27 protein-coding genes and 1 tRNA gene are annotated in these 19,437 nt (G+C 60.1%); 12 read left to right on the top strand and 16 right to left on the bottom strand.

The window, feature by feature from the left end; genetic code table 11:
- The coding region (locus NCN05_RS08125; RefSeq protein ID WP_250397696.1) for a hypothetical protein at positions 1 to 235 on the bottom strand (235 nt) is incomplete at its 3' end.
- 845 nt (positions 236 to 1,080) lie between these two features.
- Positions 1,081 to 1,422 carry a hypothetical protein gene (locus NCN05_RS08130; RefSeq protein WP_115132252.1) on the bottom strand — a complete coding sequence of 114 codons (342 nt, stop codon included), beginning with the start codon at positions 1,420 to 1,422 and terminating at the stop codon, positions 1,081 to 1,083.
- Between the two features lie 502 nt (positions 1,423 to 1,924).
- Between NCN05_RS08130 and NCN05_RS08135 the strand changes: the two genes are divergently transcribed.
- Both NCN05_RS08135 and NCN05_RS08140 read left to right on the top strand, forming a co-directional pair.
- A complete protein-coding gene (locus tag NCN05_RS08135) occupies positions 1,925 to 2,368 on the top strand; it encodes a hypothetical protein (protein ID WP_250397697.1) in 444 nt (147 codons plus the stop codon).
- Complete coding sequence (locus tag NCN05_RS08140; protein ID WP_250397698.1) at positions 2,368 to 2,766, top strand: hypothetical protein; 399 nt, start codon at positions 2,368 to 2,370, stop codon at positions 2,764 to 2,766. The genes NCN05_RS08135 and NCN05_RS08140 overlap by 1 nt, the downstream gene beginning before the upstream one ends.
- A 275-nt stretch (positions 2,767 to 3,041) precedes the next feature.
- On the opposite strand, the gene NCN05_RS08145 is transcribed toward NCN05_RS08140, so the two are convergent.
- From NCN05_RS08145 to pdeM, 5 genes are all read right to left on the bottom strand, one after another.
- Complete coding sequence (locus tag NCN05_RS08145; RefSeq protein ID WP_041435736.1) at positions 3,042 to 3,284, bottom strand: hypothetical protein; 243 nt, start codon at positions 3,282 to 3,284, stop codon at positions 3,042 to 3,044.
- A 57-nt stretch (positions 3,285 to 3,341) separates the two neighbouring features.
- The gene (locus tag NCN05_RS08150) at positions 3,342 to 3,539 is read right to left on the bottom strand and encodes a hypothetical protein (protein ID WP_250397699.1); all 198 of its coding nucleotides are present in this window, start codon (positions 3,537 to 3,539) and stop codon (positions 3,342 to 3,344) included.
- A gap of 28 nt (positions 3,540 to 3,567) precedes the next feature.
- A complete protein-coding gene (locus NCN05_RS08155; protein WP_250397700.1) occupies positions 3,568 to 4,137 on the bottom strand; it encodes a 4'-phosphopantetheinyl transferase family protein in 570 nt (189 codons plus the stop codon).
- A 2-nt stretch (positions 4,138 to 4,139) separates the two neighbouring features.
- Positions 4,140 to 5,516, bottom strand: a complete 1,377-nt coding sequence (locus NCN05_RS08160; protein ID WP_502988810.1) for a hypothetical protein — start codon at positions 5,514 to 5,516, stop codon at positions 4,140 to 4,142.
- A 77-nt stretch (positions 5,517 to 5,593) separates the two neighbouring features.
- Entirely contained in the window at positions 5,594 to 6,268 is a 675-nt protein-coding gene (gene pdeM / locus NCN05_RS08165; protein ID WP_250397702.1) for a ligase-associated DNA damage response endonuclease PdeM, read from the bottom strand.
- Positions 6,269 to 6,309: 41 nt separating this feature from the next.
- Here pdeM and NCN05_RS08170 point away from each other — a divergent pair, with 41 nt between their 5' ends.
- The gene (locus tag NCN05_RS08170) at positions 6,310 to 6,537 is read left to right on the top strand and encodes a hypothetical protein (RefSeq protein ID WP_250397703.1); all 228 of its coding nucleotides are present in this window, start codon (positions 6,310 to 6,312) and stop codon (positions 6,535 to 6,537) included.
- Positions 6,538 to 6,624: 87 nt separating this feature from the next.
- The gene (locus NCN05_RS08175; RefSeq protein WP_250397704.1) at positions 6,625 to 7,698 is read left to right on the top strand and encodes a transporter substrate-binding domain-containing protein; all 1,074 of its coding nucleotides are present in this window, start codon (positions 6,625 to 6,627) and stop codon (positions 7,696 to 7,698) included.
- A gap of 19 nt (positions 7,699 to 7,717) precedes the next feature.
- On the opposite strand, the gene NCN05_RS08180 is transcribed toward NCN05_RS08175, so the two are convergent.
- On the bottom strand, positions 7,718 to 7,954 hold the full coding sequence (locus tag NCN05_RS08180; RefSeq protein WP_115009451.1) for a ribbon-helix-helix domain-containing protein: 237 nt from the start codon (positions 7,952 to 7,954) through the stop codon (positions 7,718 to 7,720).
- 85 nt (positions 7,955 to 8,039) lie between these two features.
- Between NCN05_RS08180 and NCN05_RS08185 the strand changes: the two genes are divergently transcribed.
- Both NCN05_RS08185 and NCN05_RS08190 read left to right on the top strand, forming a co-directional pair.
- Entirely contained in the window at positions 8,040 to 8,648 is a 609-nt protein-coding gene (locus NCN05_RS08185; RefSeq protein WP_250397705.1) for a PCC domain-containing protein, read from the top strand.
- Positions 8,626 to 8,892, top strand: coding sequence for a DUF6737 family protein (locus NCN05_RS08190; protein WP_250397706.1), 267 nt, complete (start codon positions 8,626 to 8,628; stop codon positions 8,890 to 8,892). Before NCN05_RS08185 ends, NCN05_RS08190 begins: the two co-directional genes overlap by 23 nt.
- Here the strand turns inward: NCN05_RS08190 and NCN05_RS08195 are convergent.
- Together NCN05_RS08195 and NCN05_RS08200 are read right to left on the bottom strand one after the other, a co-directional pair.
- Positions 8,883 to 9,083: a hypothetical protein gene (locus NCN05_RS08195; RefSeq protein WP_114988545.1), complete on the bottom strand. Its 201-nt coding sequence runs from the start codon at positions 9,081 to 9,083 to the stop codon at positions 8,883 to 8,885. The genes NCN05_RS08190 and NCN05_RS08195 overlap by 10 nt on opposite strands.
- A gap of 43 nt (positions 9,084 to 9,126) precedes the next feature.
- Positions 9,127 to 10,662: a phytoene desaturase family protein gene (locus NCN05_RS08200; RefSeq protein WP_250397707.1), complete on the bottom strand. Its 1,536-nt coding sequence runs from the start codon at positions 10,660 to 10,662 to the stop codon at positions 9,127 to 9,129.
- A 44-nt stretch (positions 10,663 to 10,706) separates the two neighbouring features.
- Between NCN05_RS08200 and NCN05_RS08205 the strand changes: the two genes are divergently transcribed.
- Positions 10,707 to 11,246, top strand: a complete 540-nt coding sequence (locus NCN05_RS08205; protein WP_250397708.1) for a rhomboid family intramembrane serine protease — start codon at positions 10,707 to 10,709, stop codon at positions 11,244 to 11,246.
- A gap of 30 nt (positions 11,247 to 11,276) precedes the next feature.
- Here the strand turns inward: NCN05_RS08205 and NCN05_RS08210 are convergent, their stop codons facing one another.
- Positions 11,277 to 12,008 (bottom strand): peroxiredoxin-like family protein, encoded by a 732-nt coding sequence (locus NCN05_RS08210; protein WP_250397709.1) that lies wholly within the window; start codon positions 12,006 to 12,008, stop codon positions 11,277 to 11,279.
- Between the two features lie 84 nt (positions 12,009 to 12,092).
- Between NCN05_RS08210 and NCN05_RS08215 the strand changes: the two genes are divergently transcribed.
- The 3 genes from NCN05_RS08215 to NCN05_RS08225 all read left to right on the top strand — a co-directional run bounded on the left by NCN05_RS08215 (position 12,093) and on the right by NCN05_RS08225 (position 13,224).
- Complete coding sequence (locus tag NCN05_RS08215) at positions 12,093 to 12,491, top strand: hypothetical protein (RefSeq protein WP_250397710.1); 399 nt, start codon at positions 12,093 to 12,095, stop codon at positions 12,489 to 12,491.
- Between the two features lie 253 nt (positions 12,492 to 12,744).
- Complete coding sequence (locus NCN05_RS08220) at positions 12,745 to 12,912, top strand: DUF4278 domain-containing protein (RefSeq protein WP_136987602.1); 168 nt, start codon at positions 12,745 to 12,747, stop codon at positions 12,910 to 12,912.
- A 75-nt stretch (positions 12,913 to 12,987) separates the two neighbouring features.
- Positions 12,988 to 13,224 carry a hypothetical protein gene (locus NCN05_RS08225; RefSeq protein ID WP_250397711.1) on the top strand — a complete coding sequence of 79 codons (237 nt, stop codon included), beginning with the start codon at positions 12,988 to 12,990 and terminating at the stop codon, positions 13,222 to 13,224.
- A 147-nt stretch (positions 13,225 to 13,371) separates the two neighbouring features.
- Here NCN05_RS08225 and NCN05_RS12530 read toward each other — a convergent pair whose 3' ends face one another.
- From NCN05_RS12530 to NCN05_RS08240, 4 genes are all read right to left on the bottom strand, one after another.
- On the bottom strand, positions 13,372 to 13,497 hold the full coding sequence (locus NCN05_RS12530) for a hypothetical protein (protein WP_284500490.1): 126 nt from the start codon (positions 13,495 to 13,497) through the stop codon (positions 13,372 to 13,374).
- Positions 13,494 to 16,097 carry an aminopeptidase N gene (gene pepN / locus NCN05_RS08230; protein ID WP_250397712.1) on the bottom strand — a complete coding sequence of 868 codons (2,604 nt, stop codon included), beginning with the start codon at positions 16,095 to 16,097 and terminating at the stop codon, positions 13,494 to 13,496. The genes NCN05_RS12530 and pepN overlap by 4 nt, the downstream gene beginning before the upstream one ends.
- Before the next feature lie 174 nt (positions 16,098 to 16,271).
- Positions 16,272 to 16,682 (bottom strand): DUF8650 domain-containing protein, encoded by a 411-nt coding sequence (locus tag NCN05_RS08235; protein ID WP_250397713.1) that lies wholly within the window; start codon positions 16,680 to 16,682, stop codon positions 16,272 to 16,274.
- Between the two features lie 134 nt (positions 16,683 to 16,816).
- Complete coding sequence (locus NCN05_RS08240) at positions 16,817 to 17,404, bottom strand: hypothetical protein (RefSeq protein ID WP_250397714.1); 588 nt, start codon at positions 17,402 to 17,404, stop codon at positions 16,817 to 16,819.
- Positions 17,405 to 17,512: 108 nt separating this feature from the next.
- Here NCN05_RS08240 and NCN05_RS08245 point away from each other — a divergent pair, with 108 nt between their 5' ends.
- Both NCN05_RS08245 and NCN05_RS08250 read left to right on the top strand, forming a co-directional pair.
- Positions 17,513 to 18,664 (top strand): histidine kinase, encoded by a 1,152-nt coding sequence (locus tag NCN05_RS08245; protein ID WP_250397715.1) that lies wholly within the window; start codon positions 17,513 to 17,515, stop codon positions 18,662 to 18,664.
- Between the two features lie 47 nt (positions 18,665 to 18,711).
- Positions 18,712 to 18,784, top strand: a tRNA-Glu gene (locus NCN05_RS08250).
- 125 nt (positions 18,785 to 18,909) lie between these two features.
- On the opposite strand, the gene NCN05_RS08255 is transcribed toward NCN05_RS08250, so the two are convergent.
- A complete protein-coding gene (locus NCN05_RS08255; RefSeq protein ID WP_115081852.1) occupies positions 18,910 to 19,431 on the bottom strand; it encodes an SRPBCC family protein in 522 nt (173 codons plus the stop codon).
- Between the last annotated feature and the right edge of the window lie 6 nt (positions 19,432 to 19,437).

The following is a 19,437-nucleotide window of genomic DNA, read 5'->3' on the forward strand; positions in this document are numbered from 1 at the left end:
TGATGTTCACCACTTCAGGTGCAGGGCGACTCAGCGTGTAACCGCGTTTGGTCAATTTGGCCCAGGATTGTTTGAGTAATTCGGTATCCATAAAATTTTTGATAACACATCTCATCAGGCTTCCGCCAGTTTTGATCAATATGTGCCACTTGATGCAATTTTGAACTTCAAGGGTTTTTAGCTTTGTGCTACCCCTGGCTACTGGTTTTGGCATTCGACGAACTCGATAGGACAACCAGGTATATCCGTGATGCAAAGGCTCGCGCGCTGGAAGTGCTGAATGAAGCCTCACCCAAGCTCACCGCACTTGAGAAGGCCATGTGGATGAAGTTGAAGCGAGGTGAACGACCCTGCAAAAACAGCAATGGCCAATATCCCCGTAGACAGCATTGATGCTGAGGCTGTTTAAAGCTCTCCACGACCTCTCTCAAATAGCAGGAACAGCTCGCCTTCATCTCCCAGCTTTCGCATCATGTAGGCCCAATCCACTTCGTCTACAGAGCCTGCGGCACAACGCCATTGAGGCTTGGCAGACGATGTAGAAGACGGGCCTGAGGCGCTGTCACCAGCCTGTGCTCTGAAAAGCAATCGATTTCGCTAAGACAGACGGACCCAGCAGTTGCCGCTGACATGGGTCCGCGTCCCGCCCGGAGCCCTCCAGAACGGGACGCACTTCAATTACGCCAGTGAGACCAGTTGATTCAGCGTGAATCGATACCAACCTCGGCTTTTTGTTGCCAAGAGAAAAAACAGGCTGGGTCCGATGCCGCCCGCCCGTGCGGTGATTAGCGAATAACCACCTTCTGAATCGGGCAGTGTTCATTCGCCATCTGTCGTAGGACCGCAGCGACTCCATGAGTGTTGCGGAATGCTTGGTAGATAGCCAATTGGTTGTTCAGGTCTTGGCAGCTCTTGCTTTTGGGATCCATTTGATCAGTTCAGAGAACTGACCTAACGCTGGCCTTGTTTTGCCCGCAATTGAAGTGTGATCTGGCACCAATTGCTGACTCCTCCAGTTGCTGGATTTCCCCCGTTGAGTGAAGACCGGCTGGGGCCGGTGCCGTCCGCCCGTGCGGTGATTCAGAACTTTCTCGGATACGGGGGGTTTCCTGCCATCTCAACATTGATCTCCCGGCAGATGTTCATCCATGCCCCCAATCCGAAATTGACGCCATTGGGGCCATCGATAAATTCCTGAAACTCCTCCGCTGTGATTCCTTCACGGACTTCCCAGATGCAGAAGGCAGGGCCTTCAGGGCCAACGGGACAGAACGAATGGTTGTAGAACCCAGCTTCTAGGTTTTTGGCTACCGCCTCATCCCAGCCACCACCTGGAGCCATGGCTGCTTGGGCCGTCTCCCACCACTGCTGAGCTTTGCCTGCGCGGAACTCGTGGTGAACGTGGAAGAACTTGGATGCCATGGAGAGGTAGCCATTCGGCACATCTTGGGTTGAAGGCTCAGCCTTCGTTGTCGCTTGCAGCACTCCGCATCAGGCGACCTCCGCTGTGGCGTTCAGGATCCGGCGCACCTTGCTTGACGTGATGCCCCTAAGCAGCCCCCTGATTGGCCTCGAATTGCTTAGTAGGCAATGGGCCATTGGCACAATCACCCTTACCTGACCAGCCTCAAACCGGACATTTGAAAACGCTGAGCGGGCGCCCCTCATCCGTTTGAACGTGTCCTGACTGGACGCAACCCAGCTCTGCTGGCGGCAGCCGCGTACCGATATGGATCGTGAAACGCTCGGTGCTCTTCACCCCAGTCGCCAACACCAGCGCACAAGCAGCGAGTGAGAGGAGAGCCGTAAGCAGCACTCGCATCCGCAGCCAGCACAAGGAGTTCCAGTCTGCTCGGGTGAACCCGTCGGTGGTAGGCCGCGGAGAAGAAATGTCTTCTTAGGCTTTGCGAGGTGGAGCGAGCCGATGGACAACACCAGAGAGCCGGCTGGTCATCTCAGCGCGATCATCGCAATCGGCCTCTTGCTGGTTGGCCTCGTTGTCTTTGGAGTGGTGCAACAAAAAGCCTGGAGCCATCAAGCGGAACTAACAAAGCGCTTTGAAGCATGCATGGAGAGCGCTCCCTTCAAACAGGCTCTAAAGGTGCCGAGGCCAGAAGCTGTGCTCACTGACGAGCAACTCCAGGCCCACTTTGACGCCTTTGATCAACTGCTCAAAGAAACAGGTTTACCGCCGATCTGGAATGGCAAAACCTTGGTTGCATGGAAGGAGTACCACAAAAACTCAATCGAGTTTGCAAGGCAATGCCATGTCCAGCTGGACATCGATCAGCCTCAACAACAACTGAAGGGAACTTACGCCAAACCCGTCTGGGATCCCAACTCTCCCATCTGGCGGCAGGCTGATTGATGAGCAAGCGTCGGTTCAAAGGGCTCTACCTGCAAGCCACCGGTGATCCCTGCTGCTTTTCCTTTGTGACCTACACACCACAAACCAGAGAACAAATGCTGGCTTGTGGGGATCTGGATGCAAGCGAAGAATATTTCAATCCAGTGATTTTCGATTTTCTTTTGTTCGCTTCAGAGGCTGCCCTTGGAGCACCAGCCGGCAACCCCTTCCCCATCACCTACGACGACGTTTCGATCATCACATCAAGGCAAAGAGGCTCAGGTATTCAGCACGAATATCTGATCAGACTCTCAGACCATGATTGGGATGATGCAAAGCAGCTTGCAGTGGATCAACTCCATGAGGTGTTATCGAGTAAGCGATGGAATGGAGCTCAGCTCAGGGATTCGCGCGATTGAAACAGCATCAAACCGCCGACGAACAGCCGAGTCCTTTAGCTTGCCGGCTTCAACAGCCCTTCCAATGATCCCAGAGCCCCACGAGCCCTTTGACATCAACCGAAAGGAGGACTCGATCTTCCTGCTGGGTTCCATGTTTACGGTGATCTTCCTCTTCCTGCTCTAAAGAGAAAAGACTCAACCTCAGCATCAAACAAAAAGCACCTGCTCGAAGCGAACAGGTGCTTTTTTGCTATTGATTTGACATCAAAGAATCACTAGTTACAAGTTCAATCTCAGCGGCGTGGCAAGCTCACTTGATACATCGTGTCGTCAACTGGTTTCCACTGAACGAGGTGAAGCCTGTCAATCTTGTTGTTGTCCAAACAATCCCAAATTGTGGCTCCAGACAGTGTTGCCATCGACCACACATCGCCCTGACTCTTCATCTGCTTGCGGTTGCGATCTTTCCATTCCGTCCAGTTGATTTTTGGGTAGGAGCCAACCTGCTCACTCAAAATCACCACCGTGAATTCCACCGAACGCGAACCAAAACCGGCCGGAATTCTAAGTTGCTGAACCGCAAATCCCCTGGATCAGCCCACGGGTTTGCGCCAGATCCGCCACACCAGCCAGCCCGTCACCCCGAGCCAGAGGAACGCCACAGCCGAAAGGATCGGCACGACGATCAGATAGCTCCACACCCCCAGGGCCACCCAGGCGAGCAGAGACGTGATCAACGCCTTCTGGAAGTTGTTGGCCTCGGAGAGACGCCGCTGCAAAAGAGATCTCACGCTGTTGCTCGATGCTCCATCCCTTCCTCTAGCCACGGATGCCCTCAGCGACCGCAACGCTGAAGCCCTCTTGGGTCCAGAGGCGGAGCGAATAACGCGAACCATTCAGCCATGCCGCGGCCCCGTCCGGAGCGATGGTCACGTTCGCCAGTCCGCCGCCAAGGCCTAAACCCGCTGCCTTCAACACAGCCTCCTTCGCCGTCCAGGCCTGAATCAACGTCCAATGCTCCAGGCAGTCCGTCGCTTCAGCGGCCGAGGCAAACATGCGCCGCGTCAGCAGGTCAGACGCCACACGCAACGGCCGGTCCAGCTCTTCCACATCAATGCCAATCGGATCCGGCCCCACCACGCCGATGCTGAGGGATCCGGTGTTGGAAATGCTGTGGTGCAGCGGGGAATTGCGCAGCTGCGGCTTTCCGTAGATCGTGCGGCCGAAGTCATCCGCAGCAACTCTCTGACCGGCATCGGCAAACAACCGGCAGGTGAGGCTGTCGCTCAAGGCCCGCTGCTCAGCGCGCGACGGGGGCTGAGCGAGATGGGCCACCAACACCCGACGTTGCGTGCTGGGGATCGACCACCAGGACCAAACGGCGTCCAAGCTCAATCCTGAACAGGCGGCACGGGCACCGGCGGCAGGGGCGGCAAAGCTGGCGGCGGCATCACCGATGGGGCTGGCTCATCCAGCAGAACCTCGGCGGGGTTGAGCATCGGCTCATCGAGCACAATCGGCGGCGGCAGATCGGGGGGCAACGGCACAAACGGCTGCGGCTCCGTCCAGCTGTCATCGGAGCTGGCATCTGAACTGTCATCGGAACCGAGTTCAGCTGGCTCCGGCCCTCGGATCACAGCGGGCGGCTCGCGCAACACCAGAGGATCGGCCGTAATCGGGGGTTCCCTCAGGGGCGCACGGTCCAGATCGACGCTGCGGTCGTCGGCATCCGTGGGCAAACCCGGCTTGGTGAGGTTGTTGGAGGGCCCCCAGATCATCCGGGCCAGAGGTTCCACGCCCTGTTCCATCACCCGGTTCAGGCCCGCCAGGGCGCGATCGGCGAGGTGATTGCCGAAAGACGACACACAGTCGAGCGGGCCATCGCAACCTTCATCCAGCGCCAGCTTGGGCGTCAGCGCCGCGATCAGATTGCCCTGCAGGGGGATCTGGCGGGGGCTCAACCGCAGCAGGTAGGGCACATGCACAAAGCTGGTGGCACCGCCGCTGATCCAGTTGGCGTCTTCTTCGGTGAAGCCCTTCACCCCAGGGATGATCAAACGACTCTTCGAGGCATGGTCGGGCATATAGGCCGCCAGATAGCCCCGGCGACGGGCGAGGTCTTTGGTCTGCTCGAGGGTGAGGCCATCACGGCTCATCAGCACCTCCATGTGGCCGTCCTGACGCAGGCCCATCACCATGCGGATCCGCGGCAGGTAGTAGCGGATGCGCTGGCCCATGCTGATGCTGTAGGCCCCCTTGTAGCTCTCCGGCGGAGCCTCGATGTCGTTGTAAAGGCTGTGCAGGCCGCCGATGAAGGTGTCGTAGGTGCGGCTGCGCTCATCGGTCAGCTCCCCGTAGCCGAAATCAATGCTGCCGTCGTGGCGGATGCCGACGAAGGCCCGTTGGCGTGAAGCCGAGCGGTTACGCCCGCGCCAAACCTGCTTGCCGAATTTGAGATCCCCCAGGGGGACCGTGATCTCTCGGCCATCGTCGTCCACATGGCGCTCGTACATCGGGCCGGACACGTAGGCCAGGGCAGCGCTGTCCTGGTAGGCGTCCTGTTCGCGATCCCAACCCTCCAGCAGCCCGAAGCGCACCCGCCGTGGATCGAGATCCAACGCGTAGACCTCATCGTCGGGGATGTAACTGAACGGCTTGGCATCCCGGCCGCGCTGCTGGGCCGAACGAACAGCCTGCTCCTGCAGCTCGGAGCGCTCAGGTGCCACAGGCGCCAAGGCGATCAGGCCGCCGAACACCACAAACGGCATGGCCAGCAAGAGCCAGCGCTTGCGCAGACGGATCCTGCGCTTGGGTCGGGGCTTGGGTCGCGGCGCAGCAGGCTGAGTCACGCGACCCTTCGCTCTCGGTTGTTGGGGGTTGGGTCGAACCAAGGAACGATGGAGCCTTCGGCCACCAGCCATTGCTGGTAACGCTCGCCGCAGTCATGGCCTCCCGTCAACTGCCCGAAGGAAGGAATCACCAGACGCGGCCCCTCCGGATCAAAGGCGAAGCAGGGCAAACGCAACTGGTCGGAACGGCTGCGAATCCGGGTGGTGGGGTGCAGGTGACCGCACACGTTCAACAGCCCCGGCTCCGGCACCCGTTCGGGCATGTGGCTCAACCAGAGATGGCCCAGACGCTGAGAAGGCTGTTGGGGTAAACCTTCAATCCAGCTGTCCTGGTCGTGGTTGCCACCGACCAGCACCACCGGACAACCACAGAGATCGGGCAGCGCCAGCAGGGTTTCGCGCAGGGGAGCGGTGATGCCGATCCGGGCATGCACGAGATCACCCAGCACGAACAAGCGCTGCGGTGACCAGGCATGGCAGAGCTCCAGCAGCGGATTCAGGGTGCCTTGATCCCCATCGCTGGGCATGGGGATGCCGTGGGCCTGGAACACCTCGGCCTTGCCGAGATGCAGATCGGCAACAAACAGTTCCCTCCCCTCAGCCCGCCACAGGGCCCGCTGGGGCAGGAACGTGAGTGAGCTGTCGCCCCAGGACCACTCCAATGCGGTCATGAACGGTGCAGATCGCAGATCTGTAGCGCTGGCTGCATTGGATGGCTGACGTCGTGCCGCAAGCTTTGGGGGCCTCCAGAAGACTCATTGTGGCGCGGAGCAATGGCCTCCACCAGGTCGCGAGTTCAACCCTGCGCACGCTCGAACAACGCTTGAGCCTGCTGGAAGAGGAAGGTCGTTTCGAATGTGCCTACGCCCTGAGAATGGAAGTGGCCGACTGGCTGCTTGGGGCGAGGGATGCCAACCTGAGCACACCATCGTTGACCTGACCCTTCCATGACCATTGCCCTGCTGATCGCGCTGGCAGGTTCCCTGGCGGCAATGGCCGTGATCGTGCGTCGTCTGGAACAGCGCTGATGCGTGGGGTCCGGCGCTGGTCCGTCGTTCTCGCGCTGGCCTGCTTCGGCAACGCACTTCCCCTACAGGCCAATCAACTGAAGGTGGGGATCAGTGGATCGGCCCCCTTCGTAATCAAGAACGGCGATCAGCTCAGCGGCATCAGCCTCAACATCTGGCGCCGCGTCGCCGAAGACAACAACCTCAGCTACGAGCTGGTGGAGCAGCCATCCCCCAAAGCCGGGATTGAGGCGGTGGATGACGGTGAGATCGACGTGCTGGTGGGCCCGATCAGCATCACCTCACGCCGCCTGGCCATGCCGGGCATCGACTTCACCCAGCCCTACTACCTGGGCAAATCCGGTGTGTTGCTGCCGATGCGCCCGCCCTCGATCCTGAGCCGCGTTCAGGTGTTCTTCGGCTGGGCGGTGATCTCCTCGGTGCTGGTGCTGATCAGCGTTCTGCTGGTGGTGGGCAGCCTGATCTGGCTGGCGGAACGCAACCGCAACAGTGAGCAGTTTCCGCGGAACTGGCTACCGGGCATCAGCAGCGGCATGTGGTTCGCCCTGGTGACCTTGACCACGGTGGGCTATGGCGACAAGGCGCCGATCACACGAACCGGCCGGGGCATCACCGGTGCCTGGATGGTGATCTCCCTGATCGCGGTGTCGTCCCTCACCGCCAGCCTTGCCTCGGCATTCACCCTGTTCCTCTCCGGTGCCACCGAATCGGCCATCAGCGCTCCTGCACAACTGAACGGACGTCGGGTTGCTGTTGTGGAGGGCACCAGTGGCATGGAGCTGGCCCAACGCGGCGACATGCGGATCGTTAGCGCCACCAACCTCAGGAGCGCCGTTCAACTGTTGGTTAATCAGCAGGCCGATGCCCTGATCTTCGATCGACCAGCCATTCGCTACCACCTCAAAAACAATCCCGACCTCGCCCTGCGCCTCGCCCCCTTCATCCTGTCGGAAGAGACCTACGGCTTTGTGATCAAACCGGACAGCCACCTGCGCACGCCCATGGACGTCTCCATCCTCAAATTGCAACGGCAGGGGAAGGTTGCAGCCATTGCCAACCGGCTGCTGGATTGAACCTGAAGCCTCAGCCCACTCAGCCCAATGGGCGATGACGACGCAGGGCCTCTTCCAACAGATAGGCGGCCAGATTGCCGCAACTGCGCCCTTCGGCGAGGGCGTGACGCTTGAGGTCATCCATCACCCCGCGGGGCAGGGTGACGTTGATGCGCTCGGAACCAGCCGCATCCGCCACCGCAGCCGTGCTGGGAGCCGCGGCCTGGCCTTCAATCCGCTGCTGCAACTCCTGAACCAGATCCTGAAGGAGAGACACGATTTCGTGAAAATATAATCACACAAAATAAACGATATCGTGCTAGACAAGATTGCGTAATCTTGGACACACTTTTTGAGGCGCCATGCAACCCCTGCCGCTGAAGCTTGCTCCCGGCAGTGATCTGCGCCTCAGCCTTGAAGAACTGGCCCAGCGAGACGGCATCAGCGGCTTTGTTCTTGGCGTGGTCGGCAACCTGACCAAAGCGTCGTTCCAGTGCCCCGGCCAGGCAGAGCCCACCGTGCTGGAGGGCGATCTTGAGGTAATCACCCTCAATGGAACCTTTTCCCCCGAGGGCGTGCACCTGCACCTGAGCCTCTCGGATGGGGCCTGTCAGGTGTGGGGAGGCCACCTGGAGCCCGGCACGATCGTGCAGAAGGGCGTCGATCTGCTGATTGGCGTGCTGGAGCAACGCGAAGGCCGCCCCGCGCGTCAGACGGCAGCAGCAACTCCAAGGATTGAGATCGCCGTGCTGCCGGGATGCCCCTGGTGCAGCCGTGCCCTGCGCATCCTTAGAACCCTGGATCTGCCCCACAACGTCACCACCATCAACGACGACGCAGCCTTCCAGGCCGTGCAGAAGCGCAGTGGGATGACCACCTTCCCCCAGGTGTTCATCGACGGATCAGTGATTGGTGGCTACGACGATCTCGCCGCCATGCAAGCCGCCGGTGAACTCGACGCCCTCCGCTGAGCCGCCGGAGCGGAATCCTCAGGAACAGCCACTTTCGGAACAGCCACCGTTCTGGTCGCTGAAACCCTGGTGGTGCCAGCCCTGGTCGATCATCTCCACGGGAATGCTGATGGTCGGCGGGTCTTGGGCGCTGCTGCACCGCCTCTGGATCAGCCTTCCCCTTAGCCTGGGCGTACTGGCCTGGTGGCTGCTGTTTCTGGTGCTCGTGCCCGCCGCCTACCGGTCGGCCGCAGATCAGGCCTGACGTGAAGCTTCACGGGAGCGCTGCTTCTCATCCAGCAGTTCGCCTTCCAGTTGCTCGATCAAACGACTCACCAACGCCTGAAATTCCGGCTGGCAACCACGAAACGCCGCTTTGTGACGGATCGGCTCGTTGCGCATGCGCAGATCCGTGAGCATCAGCTGCAGCGAATCGATCCGGGCGTTGGAAGTCATGAACTGCGTCGGCGTTCCAGAACGAGGTTATGACGCAGCTGCTTCAAAGCTCCAGCTCCCGCAGCAGACTGTTTTGCGTCTCCCGGCCGAGGACGGCATGGGCCGCCATTGCACCACTCGCCGCAACGGGTGGAATGCCGATCCCGGGGAAGGTGCTGGCACCACAAAGCCAGAAATTGGCCAGGGGCGTCGTCACGCCCGGGAAGAGACCTTCCGCTGCTGAAAGGGCAGGGCCATAGCTGCCCTGATGAACATTTAGGAAATGGCTGTGGGTCAGCGGCGTTCCCTCCATGATCAGCTCACAGCGGTCGCGGATGTCGGGAATACGGCGTTCCAGCACCCGCCAGAACACAGCACATCGCTCCTGTTTTCTCTGCTGATACGCCGCACTATCGCGCTCCAGATCAGCCCAGAGCTCCCAGGGTTCGCTGGCCGGTGTGTAGGCATGCAGCACATGGCGACCGGCCGGCGCCATCGAGGAATCCAACACCGACGGAATCGACAACACCACGGCATTGCGCTCGGCGTCGATCCCACGCTCCCAGTCATCCACCCAGACGGTGTGGATCGGCAGATCCTCCAGCCCCGTGGCATCGAAGCCCAGATGCAGATGCAGGAAGCCATTGCAGGCCGGCGTGGCCTGGCGCTGACGCTGCCACTTCGGCGCCACGGACTCCGGCAGCAGAGCAAGGGTGGACCAGATGTCGGCATTGCAGATCACCTGCCGCGCCGCAATCTGCGTTCCATCAGCCAGAGTCACACCCACCACACGATCCCCCTCCACCCGCAGCTGCTGCACCGCCTTGCCCATGTGCAGGCTGCCGCCGTGAGCTTTCAAGCCACGAACCAGGGCCTCAACCACCGCAGCACTGCCGCCAACGGGATAGTCGAGATGGGCATCCGGTTCAAACCACTCGCCGAACAGCGTGGCCATGGCTGCGGCGTTGGTGTCTCCCATTGGCATGCCGCTGATCAGGAAGGAGAGCAGATCCACCCAATGGCGCAGGAAAGGATCGCTGAGGTGACGATCCACCAGGGGCCCAAAAGGACCGGAGAGGTGACGCATCGCCGAAAGATGCGGCAACAGACGTCCACCACGCTTCAGCAGTTGCGCCATGCCATCCACCCCAGGCCGCAGGGCCAACAAGGGCAAAGCATCGGCAGCGGCGGCAATCGGCTGGAGCGCCTCAACAAAACGCCGCCATTCGGCGGCCACCTCGGGGCCGCGCAGGCTGCGCACCACAGCCTCAAAGTCGTCGTGCCCAACGGCGATACGTAGATCCCCTTCCGGCAACAGCACATCCCAGCTGCGATAGGGAATCACCTCCACGGTCTGGCCCAGCGCGCGCAACACCTGGGTCAGGGGATTGCTGCTGGGCCAACGCCCCAGGCCACTCCAGAGGGATGGACCGGATTCGAATTGATACCCCTGGCGTTGAAAGCCATGGGCGGCTCCACCGGGTTGGTTGTGGGCTTCCAGCACCAGCACCTCACGGCCGGCTCTGGCACACAAACCTGCGGCACAGAGTCCGCCGATGCCGCTGCCGATCACCAGAACGTCGACGTCGCTTCTGATCATCCGCTCAGCAACCGCGTCATCATTGTGGTCATTGGCGCAAGACGATGCGCACTCGACTGCTGCTTCCCCTGCTGATCCTGGCCTTGGCCTGGGGGCAGGAGCTGATCGACCAACTGCTGTTTGCGGGGCAGTGGAACCTGCCGATGGGGCCGGATCAACCGTGGTGGGGGGTGATCACAGCGCCATTCAGCCATGCCGGCTTCGGGCATCTGATCTCCAACAGCCTGGCGTTTCTGCCCCTGAGCTGGCTGGTGCTCAGCCGGGGGATGCGCGATTACCTGAGCGTCTGGCTGTCGGTGCTGCTGATCAACATTCCGGTGGCCCTGTTCTGGCCCGCCCGCAGCCATGGACTCTCAGGCGTGGTGTACGGACTGCTGGGATACCTGCTGCTGATCGGCTGGCTGGAACGCCGCATCCTCTCCATCGCTCTTGGCCTGGTGGCGTTCTGGCTTTACGGCTCAGCCCTGATCGCCTTGATCCCCGGTGTCTCACCCGCTGGCGTCAGCTGGATCGGCCACAGCGCAGGGTTCATTGGCGGATTGGTGGCGGCTCTTGCGGTGTATCGCGAGCCCACCGCCAATTGAAGACAGCCAATTGAAGACAGCCAGTTGAGCTCAGCCCTGGGCCAGAACCTCATCGAGAAACGCCAAGGGGCGTTCCATGGTGGCGGAGTAGCCGAGCAGGCTTTGATCGCGGTGGCAATAGATCACGCTGTCATCGGCGTCGAGCAACACGGTGGCGCCGCGCTGGGTGATGTAGTCGTCACAGGGCACGTAGGTGCGCCAGTTGCGGAGCACTTCATTCATGTTGCGCAAACGCTTGGTGGCGAGCTCAAACGGTCGCTGGAACCCGGCACCACCGGCCTGGCGGAACAGAGCCCCCCGGAAGCGCGGCAGAGGAAAGGCTTCAACCCACTCTTCGTCGTCGAAGATCTGGGCCGCCGAGCGATCTCCGGTGTAACCGCGCAACACCTCGCGCAGGGTGCCCGGCGAGCCGACGCCGGCGCACATCAGCAGAAAACCAGGCCAGGGCCCACCTGGGAGCTTCAAGCCGGCCTCCAACCCCAGGGCCTGATGCAGCTGGGGTGATGGATCGGCGATCAGCTGCTGCAGGGGAAACCCGGTGAAGGCCGCGAAGCGTTCGGCACTGGCGGCGTTGCCGATGCCGAACAGCTGAACCTTGACCCCAAGCGCCGCCAACTGGGGAAGCCTTGGCACCAGCGCCTGGGCGTATTCGATCGAGTCGAAATCCCCCAGCTGGCCCTGCACAACAACAAGGCGCTTGCAGCCGCTCTCCATGCCGGCAACTCTGGCCAGCCGTTGCAGCAGTGGGTCGAGTGGGATCATCCCGACAGGCTGACATTTCGCCTCCAAGAACGTGGATGGTGCTTGCGCACCGCCTGAGAGACTCAAATCAAAGGCAGGAAGCAGGTGGGCAAGAAATCTGGCTTCACAAGTGCTGAGATCGAGGAGATCAAGCGTCTGTATCTGCGGGAAGGGCGATCGATCCTGCAGATCCCCAAAATCCTGGGCAAAGGCAGTGAAAACTCCGTGCGCAACGCCCTGCACAAGGCCCGGGTGAAGCATGCGCCGGAGGAACGCACCAAGCTGGAGCGATTCAAGCCCGATCAAGTTTTTGGAAACATCACCCTTTTGAAGCGACTCAAAAAAGCGAAAAAACTGAAGTTCCATGCCCGCTGCTCCTGTGGCTACGAATTTGACGTGGACCCATTCCGGCTAACGCTGCCGGAACACCACAAAGACAGGATTGCTGCATGCCAACGCTGCAGCAAAGCGCAAACAGAGGAGCGCTCCAAGCCTGAAGCCTGAGAGAATCAATCAAGACAAGTTCAACAGTGCACACAAAACCAACAAATATTTCAACGGATTCACATCAACAAACACAAAATCCCACAAGTCGAATCAACCCCTTTCTCCTGCCAGGACAGGGGTTAAGAGCAGAACTTGTATCAAGCTGACGCAGCCTTAACAATGACTAAAGAGCAAGGTATCAAGCGGAACCTTGCTGCATTCGGGCGAGAACGTAGAACTCAAAAAGTTTTTACTCATCCCTATTCACGCCATGGAACTCACTTTCTTGGGCAACAAATATGCAAAAACAGAAGCAGTATCGACGCGGCCAACAATCCAACTGAAATACATGGGCAAAAGCTATCGGGCTGAGCAGATCAAATCCGTTCGCAATAGCGTTGCTCTCACCTACCGCGGCGTCTCATACTCCAAAGTCTGAAGAGGCCTTGGGGTAGGGCACTGAGAACGCAGCCGACGTGACGGCATAACGCTGCAGGATCGGCACAATGGCGCGATGAGACTTCTGATCACAGTCCTGATCGCGTCCAGTGCTTTGGCCTGGCCGGCAAAGAGTGCGGAACCGATCCCCCTCGTGGTGGTTCCCTTCGATGCCGCATGGGGGTCGCGACGTCTTCCCGTTCAGCCCGCAGGGTTGTTGCCTCCACCTCCAATCCCTCCACCGAGTCCAGCCAGCGAAGCCAACGCTGAACCAAGGCCGCAACGCCAACGCTGGTGCCGGGGTGGCTGTTGAACGGGACTGGCTGGCTGTATGACTCACTGGCTCAGGCCAGGCAAGCTGGTGAAGCGCTGATCGAGAGACCTTGGCCGTCACCGTCTGCCAGAACTGCGGAAGCCGCCGGTTTCGTGCCGACCGATCTATGGCCGGGCGGCTGGTCTGTCAGAACTGCGGCCTTGCGGCCGGTAGCCGAGCTGCACGGTCCACAACGCACAGCAGGCGGCGCAGCAACGCAAAACGCTGGCTGGTGATCCTGCTGATCGCGGTGATCGTGCTGGTGGTGGTCACGTCGTAAGCAACTGCACCACCTCAGCGGTGTTCGCCGACAAAGGCTTGGCGGCCAGCTGGTCGATGGCCTGACGCATGACCATTTGACGCTCGGTGCCGTAACTGCCGCAGCGACTGAACACCTTGGCCATCCGTGATGCGGTGATCGGATTGCGGGAGTCGACCGCTGCGATCTGCTCCGCCATGAACCGGTAGCCACTGCCATCGATGGCGTGAAATGCCTGAACATTGGCGGTGAATCCACCGAGAACAGCGCGAAGGGAATTGGGCGCCAGGGGATCGAAGCGCGGGTGCTCCAGCAGCTGTTGAACCCGCTCCAACGCGTTGGACCTGGGGGCCGATGCCTCCATCGCGAACCAGGCATCCAGGATCACGGGCTTGTCTTGCCAACGCTCGTAGAACAGCGCCATCGCCTGCTCACGCTCGGCGCTTTCCTGCGGCAGCAAGGCCCGCAGGGCTCCCCGTGCCAGGGTCATCGAGGGGCCGGAAACAGCAGCCAATGCCTCCGCTTGAACCGTGGCATCACCAGCCGCGGCAAGCCAGCGCCAGGCCAAGGCGGTCAGGGCCCGGCCGCCCTGACCCGCCGGCCAAGCCAGGGTCCAGTCAGCCCGGGCCAGCTCCAGAAGGCGACGCAGGGACGACTGCAATTGAACGCCCATCTCATGGGTCCACGCCCGGAAGGCTTGATCCAGCGCCAGCGGATCCACCGGGGATTGCAACGCCTCCAGTTCCGCCATGCCCGGCAGCGCCAGCAGCGCCGCCAGATCTATGCCATCACCACCGTCGTAGGCACAGATCCGCTGATCGAGGGCCTGAATCAGCGCCGCTTCCACGGCAGGCTTCGGCTGGTTTTCAGCCCGCGCCAACAGCACCTGGCGTGCCAGGCGCTGGGCCGCATCCCAGCGGCAGAACGGGTCATCATCAGACGCCAACAGCTGCAGGCACTCCTCCAGCGGCTGCTCCAAACGCACGTGCACCGGGGCCGAGAAGCGGCGCAGCACCGAAAGGGCAGGGGGGGTGTCGCCGGGCTGGCCCTGCAGGGTGATGCTGGCGCGCTCAGCCTCCATCACCAGGAGCTGCTCCTCACCAACACGGCCTTGCTCCCCCACCAAGGCCATGGCAACCGGCAGCACCAGGGGCTGTTTGTCCGCCTGCCCCGGCGTCGGAGGCGTCGTCTGGTGCAAGTCCACCGTCAGCTGACCCGATTCGGGGTTCCACTGCCGATCAATGCTGAGTTCCGGAGTTCCTGCCTGGTGGTACCAGCGCTTGAAGCGGTCCAGATCAAAGCCCAGCGGCTCGCCCTGGCTGGTGGCGCCATCGGCGATCGCCTGAACGAAGTCTTCCGTCGTGGCGGCTGTGCCGTCGAAGCGTTGCACGTACACCTCCATACCCTTCATGAACCGCTCGGGTCCCAGCAGGGTGCGCAGCATGCGGATCAATTCCGCACCTTTTTCGTAGATGGTTGTTGTGTAGAAGTTATCGATCGCTTGGTATTCCGCTGGCTTCACTGGGTGGGCCGTCGGGCCAGCATCCTCACGGAATTGGGTGTTGCGCAACATCGCCACATCCTCAATGCGCTTCACCGCCTCCGAATGCAGATCCGCGGTAAAGCACTGATCACGGAACACCGTCAGGCCTTCTTTGAGCGACAGCTGGAACCAATCCCGGCAGGTGATGCGATTTCCGCTCCAGTTGTGGAAGTATTCATGGGCAATCACACTTTCGATGCGTTCAAGTTCTGCATCGGTGGCCGTTTCCGCATCCGCCAGAACAAGCTTTGAGTTGAAAATATTCAGACTCTTGTTTTCCATCGCGCCCATGTTGAAGTGTCGGACGGCAACGATGTTGTATTCATCCAGGTCGTATTCAAGGTTGTAAACCGATTCATCCCATTGCATGGATCGTTTCAACGAAGCCATGGCATGGGCCGTGAAGGGTTCATCCCCCTCCTCCACATGCAAGCGCAGGGTGACCTGCCGGCCCGACGCCGTTGTGTAGTGATCACGAATCTCCCTGAGGTCTCCGGCCACCAGGGCGAACAGATAGGAGGGCTTGGGGAAGGGGTCATCCCACGTGACCGCATGACGATCAGCGCCGACGGATTCCTCCTGAACCGCATTGCCATTGCTCAACAGCACAGGGCAGCTGCTGCGGCTGGCCTCGATCCGCACCTGCCAGCGGCTCAGCACATCCGGACGATCAGGGTGCAGGCTGATGCGCCGGAATCCCTCGGCCTCGCACTGGGTGCTCAGCAGACCACCACTGGCGTACAGGCCTTCGAGCGAACTGTTGGAGTAGGGATCCAGACGGCAACGAGTTTCCAGCACAAACGGCTGGTCCGGCACGTTGGGGATGGTGAGACGTCCTTCGGCAAAGCTGTATTCCTCTGGCGACAACGGCGCCTGGTCGATCACCAGGGATTCGATCGCCAGATCAACGCCGCGCAGCACCAAGGGCTCTCCAGGCCGACGCGGTTCAAGGCTGAGCCTGGAGGCAACGACGACATGGTCGTCCTGGATGTTCACGTCCAGGGCGATGGAAGGGAGTTCAAAGGCCCACGGCGTGTAGTCCGCCAGACGAATCGAAGCAGCTGCAGTCATGGCCGAACCACGCGAGGACCGAACGATCCTGACGGACGACGCTCAAAACCGGGACGTTTCAGCCAAGCTGCCGACCATCAAGCAAGCAACGGCATCAGAGCAGAGGAACAGACACAAAAAAACGCCTGACCTCAGCAGGCCAGACGTTTTCAATCGTTAGAGCCTGGGAAGATCTTATTTTTTCGAACGCTTCAACGAAGCAGCAGCTTTTTCAAAGCGTGCTTTTTCTGCAGCGGGAACTGATTTAGGGCAGAACTTCAGCGCACCACCAACGATCATGAATCCTGCATTGTTGAGAAATTGCTTCTCAGGCAAGGGATCTTTGGTGCCGGGAAGCAAACCACCGTGCTTGCCATAAATGACATGCAACTGACCAGCGAGGGCCACGGCCAGAGACTTGTTGAAATCGATCTTCTGCGCCCTCGCCTCACAGAAGGTGGCAATCGACATCACGCCGTAGGTGTTGACCTCCATGGCCGTGGCAGGAGTGGGCTTGTCCTTGGAGGCCTGAGCCAGAGCCGTTGCCGGTGACAGCAAGGGGGCAGCCAGCACGAAAGCTGCGGCAGCGAATGAACGACGAATCACCTTGGGTCCCGGCAGCGTCTAATTTTTCGCAACCTACCGCCCATGCCAAAGCTGGCCGAAGCTCAGGCGCGGTTGTTGAACTGGGCCATCAGCACAACGGCGCCGTTGAGTCGTCCTGGATCAATCGTTTTCGATCAGTCGTCCTCGATCAGTGGCAGGGGATCGGACATTCGAATCTCATGGTGGTGCTCAACGATCGAGAGATCACCGTTCTCCCAGCTGTAGATGGCGCGGTAGCGGTAGCGGTCCTGATCGACAAGGCGAATGTGCTCAAGGATGTCCCACTGCTGGTAGTGGGATTCGAGGATGGTTTCGTGCTCATCCACCTGACGCAGCCTGGTGCGCACCGGATCTCCCGTCAAATAACCGCGACTTCTCTGGAGTTGATGGCCCCACAACGTGGCTTCCATCACGCCACTGCGTTCAAACCAGGGCTTGCGGGCAAAGAATTCGTCGGAATGCTGGTCGTCTTGATCAGACCACCAGCTGAAGCGGTAGCGGCTCTCACCCACCTCGGGGTGTGCGAACGCCTCCATTTTCAGGTTCATGTCCAAGTGGAGAACCTGGTCGTCACTGAAGGTGTATTGCCGCCGGGAACGCCACAAGCCCAGATTGCGGCTGAACCAGCGGCGCAGGTTGCTATCCACCTGAATCGAAGGCTGGGCAGCCACTCCGCCGGGAACGGTCAGAGGAACACGGTTTTGCGCAGAAAAAAGCGACATGGACCGCGTCAATGACGCAACGGAGTGTTCCTGTTCGTCTTAGCGCTGCTGGCGGCGCAGTCAAAAACCCATAAGGTGAGCGTTGGTTTTTGCTGTCTTGCAGTCCGCGTGGTCAAGGACGCTCCCAAGACACGACAAACCCTGAAGCTGTTGCTGGTGGCAGCTCGCCATCACCTGTCGGGTCAGGACCTCCGATCGCTGGTGCAATTCCTGGAACGGGAAGACCTGGGCTTCGAAGTCACCCTGCAGGTTGCCGATCCCGCCCAGCAACCCGAACTGCTTGAGCTGCATCGCCTCGTGGTGACGCCAGCGCTGATCAAATTGGCGCCAAACCCCAAGCAGGTATTCGCGGGAAGCAACATCCTTCAGCAACTCAAAGGATGGGTGCCCCGCTGGAAACAGGATGGGGTGGTGAGCGGCCTTGGTCTCAGCCTCAGGCCCACCGAACTTGATGGCAGTCGCACCCAGAAGGAACTCCAGCTGGAGGATCAGCTGCTGGTGCTACGCCAGGAGAACGAGACGCTGATCGATCGCGTCAGCGCCCAGGAACGCCTGTTGCGCATGGTGGCCCACGAACTGCGCACCCCACTCACGGCAGCGGCCTTGGCCCTGCAAAGCCAGAAGCTGGGCCAGATCGACATGGATCGCTTTCAGGATGTGATCACCCGCCGCCTGCAGGAGATGGAGTCGCTGTCGAAGGATTTGCTGGAGGTGGGCACCACCCGATGGGAAACCCTGTTCAACCCTCAACGGCTTGATCTGGCCAGCGTTTCAGCAGAAGTGATCCTCGAGCTCGAAAAATTGTGGTTGGGGCGCAACGTTGAAATCAAAACCGATATTCCGGCTGACCTGCCCAAGGTTTTCGCTGATCAGCGCCGCATGCGCCAGGTGCTGCTGAATCTGCTCGAAAACGCCCTGAAATACACCAACGACGGCGGGCACATCTCGCTCACGATGCTGCACCGCACCAGCCAGCGGGTGGAGGTGAGCGTTTGTGACAGCGGTCCGGGCATTCCGGAAACGGAACAGCAGCGAATTTTTCTGGATCGGGTGCGGCTGCCGCAAACCTCCGACCAAACCACAGGCTACGGCGTGGGGCTATCGGTCTGCCGCCGCATCGTTGAAGTGCACGGCGGCAAGATCTGGGTGGTGTCGGACCCTGGCGAAGGTGCCTGCTTCACCTTCACGGTGCCGATCTGGCAAGGACAAGGTGTCGAATGGGGTCAAGCTGTCTTGACGGAGGGTCCGACCAAGCCCTAGTGTTCACAAGTGATCAGGAGCACAGACCGCTCGCTGATTACGGCCTCGCCCCCATCGTCTAGAGGCCTAGGACACCTCCCTTTCACGGAGGCGACAGGGGTTCGAATCCCCTTGGGGGTATGAAGTCATCACCAGACTCGTTTTGGTGATGAATTGAGTACAAATTCAAGTGTTTTGGCGCTTTTTAAGCCCTAAAACACTAATTATGTTGTTTGCATTGAATCTGCTACGCCCTCGCCGCTTGTTCAGCTGTTTCTGCGGTGTGCTTCCTGCACAACGGCGTTGAGGTTGCTGGAGAGGTCGTCCCGCAGCCGCTCCTCGATCAGACCGATCGGCATGCCAAGGCAGCCTTGAACCGTCAGCTCATAAAGCAGCGAACTGCCATCGGGACGCTGACGAATCTGCCAAGACCCTTCAAAACGTCGAAAATCCCCTTTCACCATGCGGAACTTCAGCAATCCGTCCTGTCGGTATTCCGTGAGCTCCAACTGAACCTGGGCTGAGAAGCGAAGTCCCAGCAGCTGCTGACTGCCCACCTGTTGAAGACGCACCGTCTGACCCTGGCGCTGAATCAGCTCACTGGTGCTGAGGTTGGGAATGAATCGGGAGAGATTCTCGTAATCCGTCAGCACATCCCAGAGCAGCTGAACGGGCAGTGAGGATTTGAGTTCAGCGGCCAGACGCCGCGTCCCCTGGGGCAGACGCTCCATGGTCTGCTCAATCGCAGTCCCTGAATCTGCGGAGGTTTGAAGCCCTCGTCCAAACATTGTCTG

Source organism: Synechococcus sp. MU1651 (genome assembly GCF_023630635.1).
In the GTDB taxonomy this organism is placed as follows: Bacteria; Cyanobacteriota; Cyanobacteriia; order PCC-6307; family Cyanobiaceae; genus Parasynechococcus.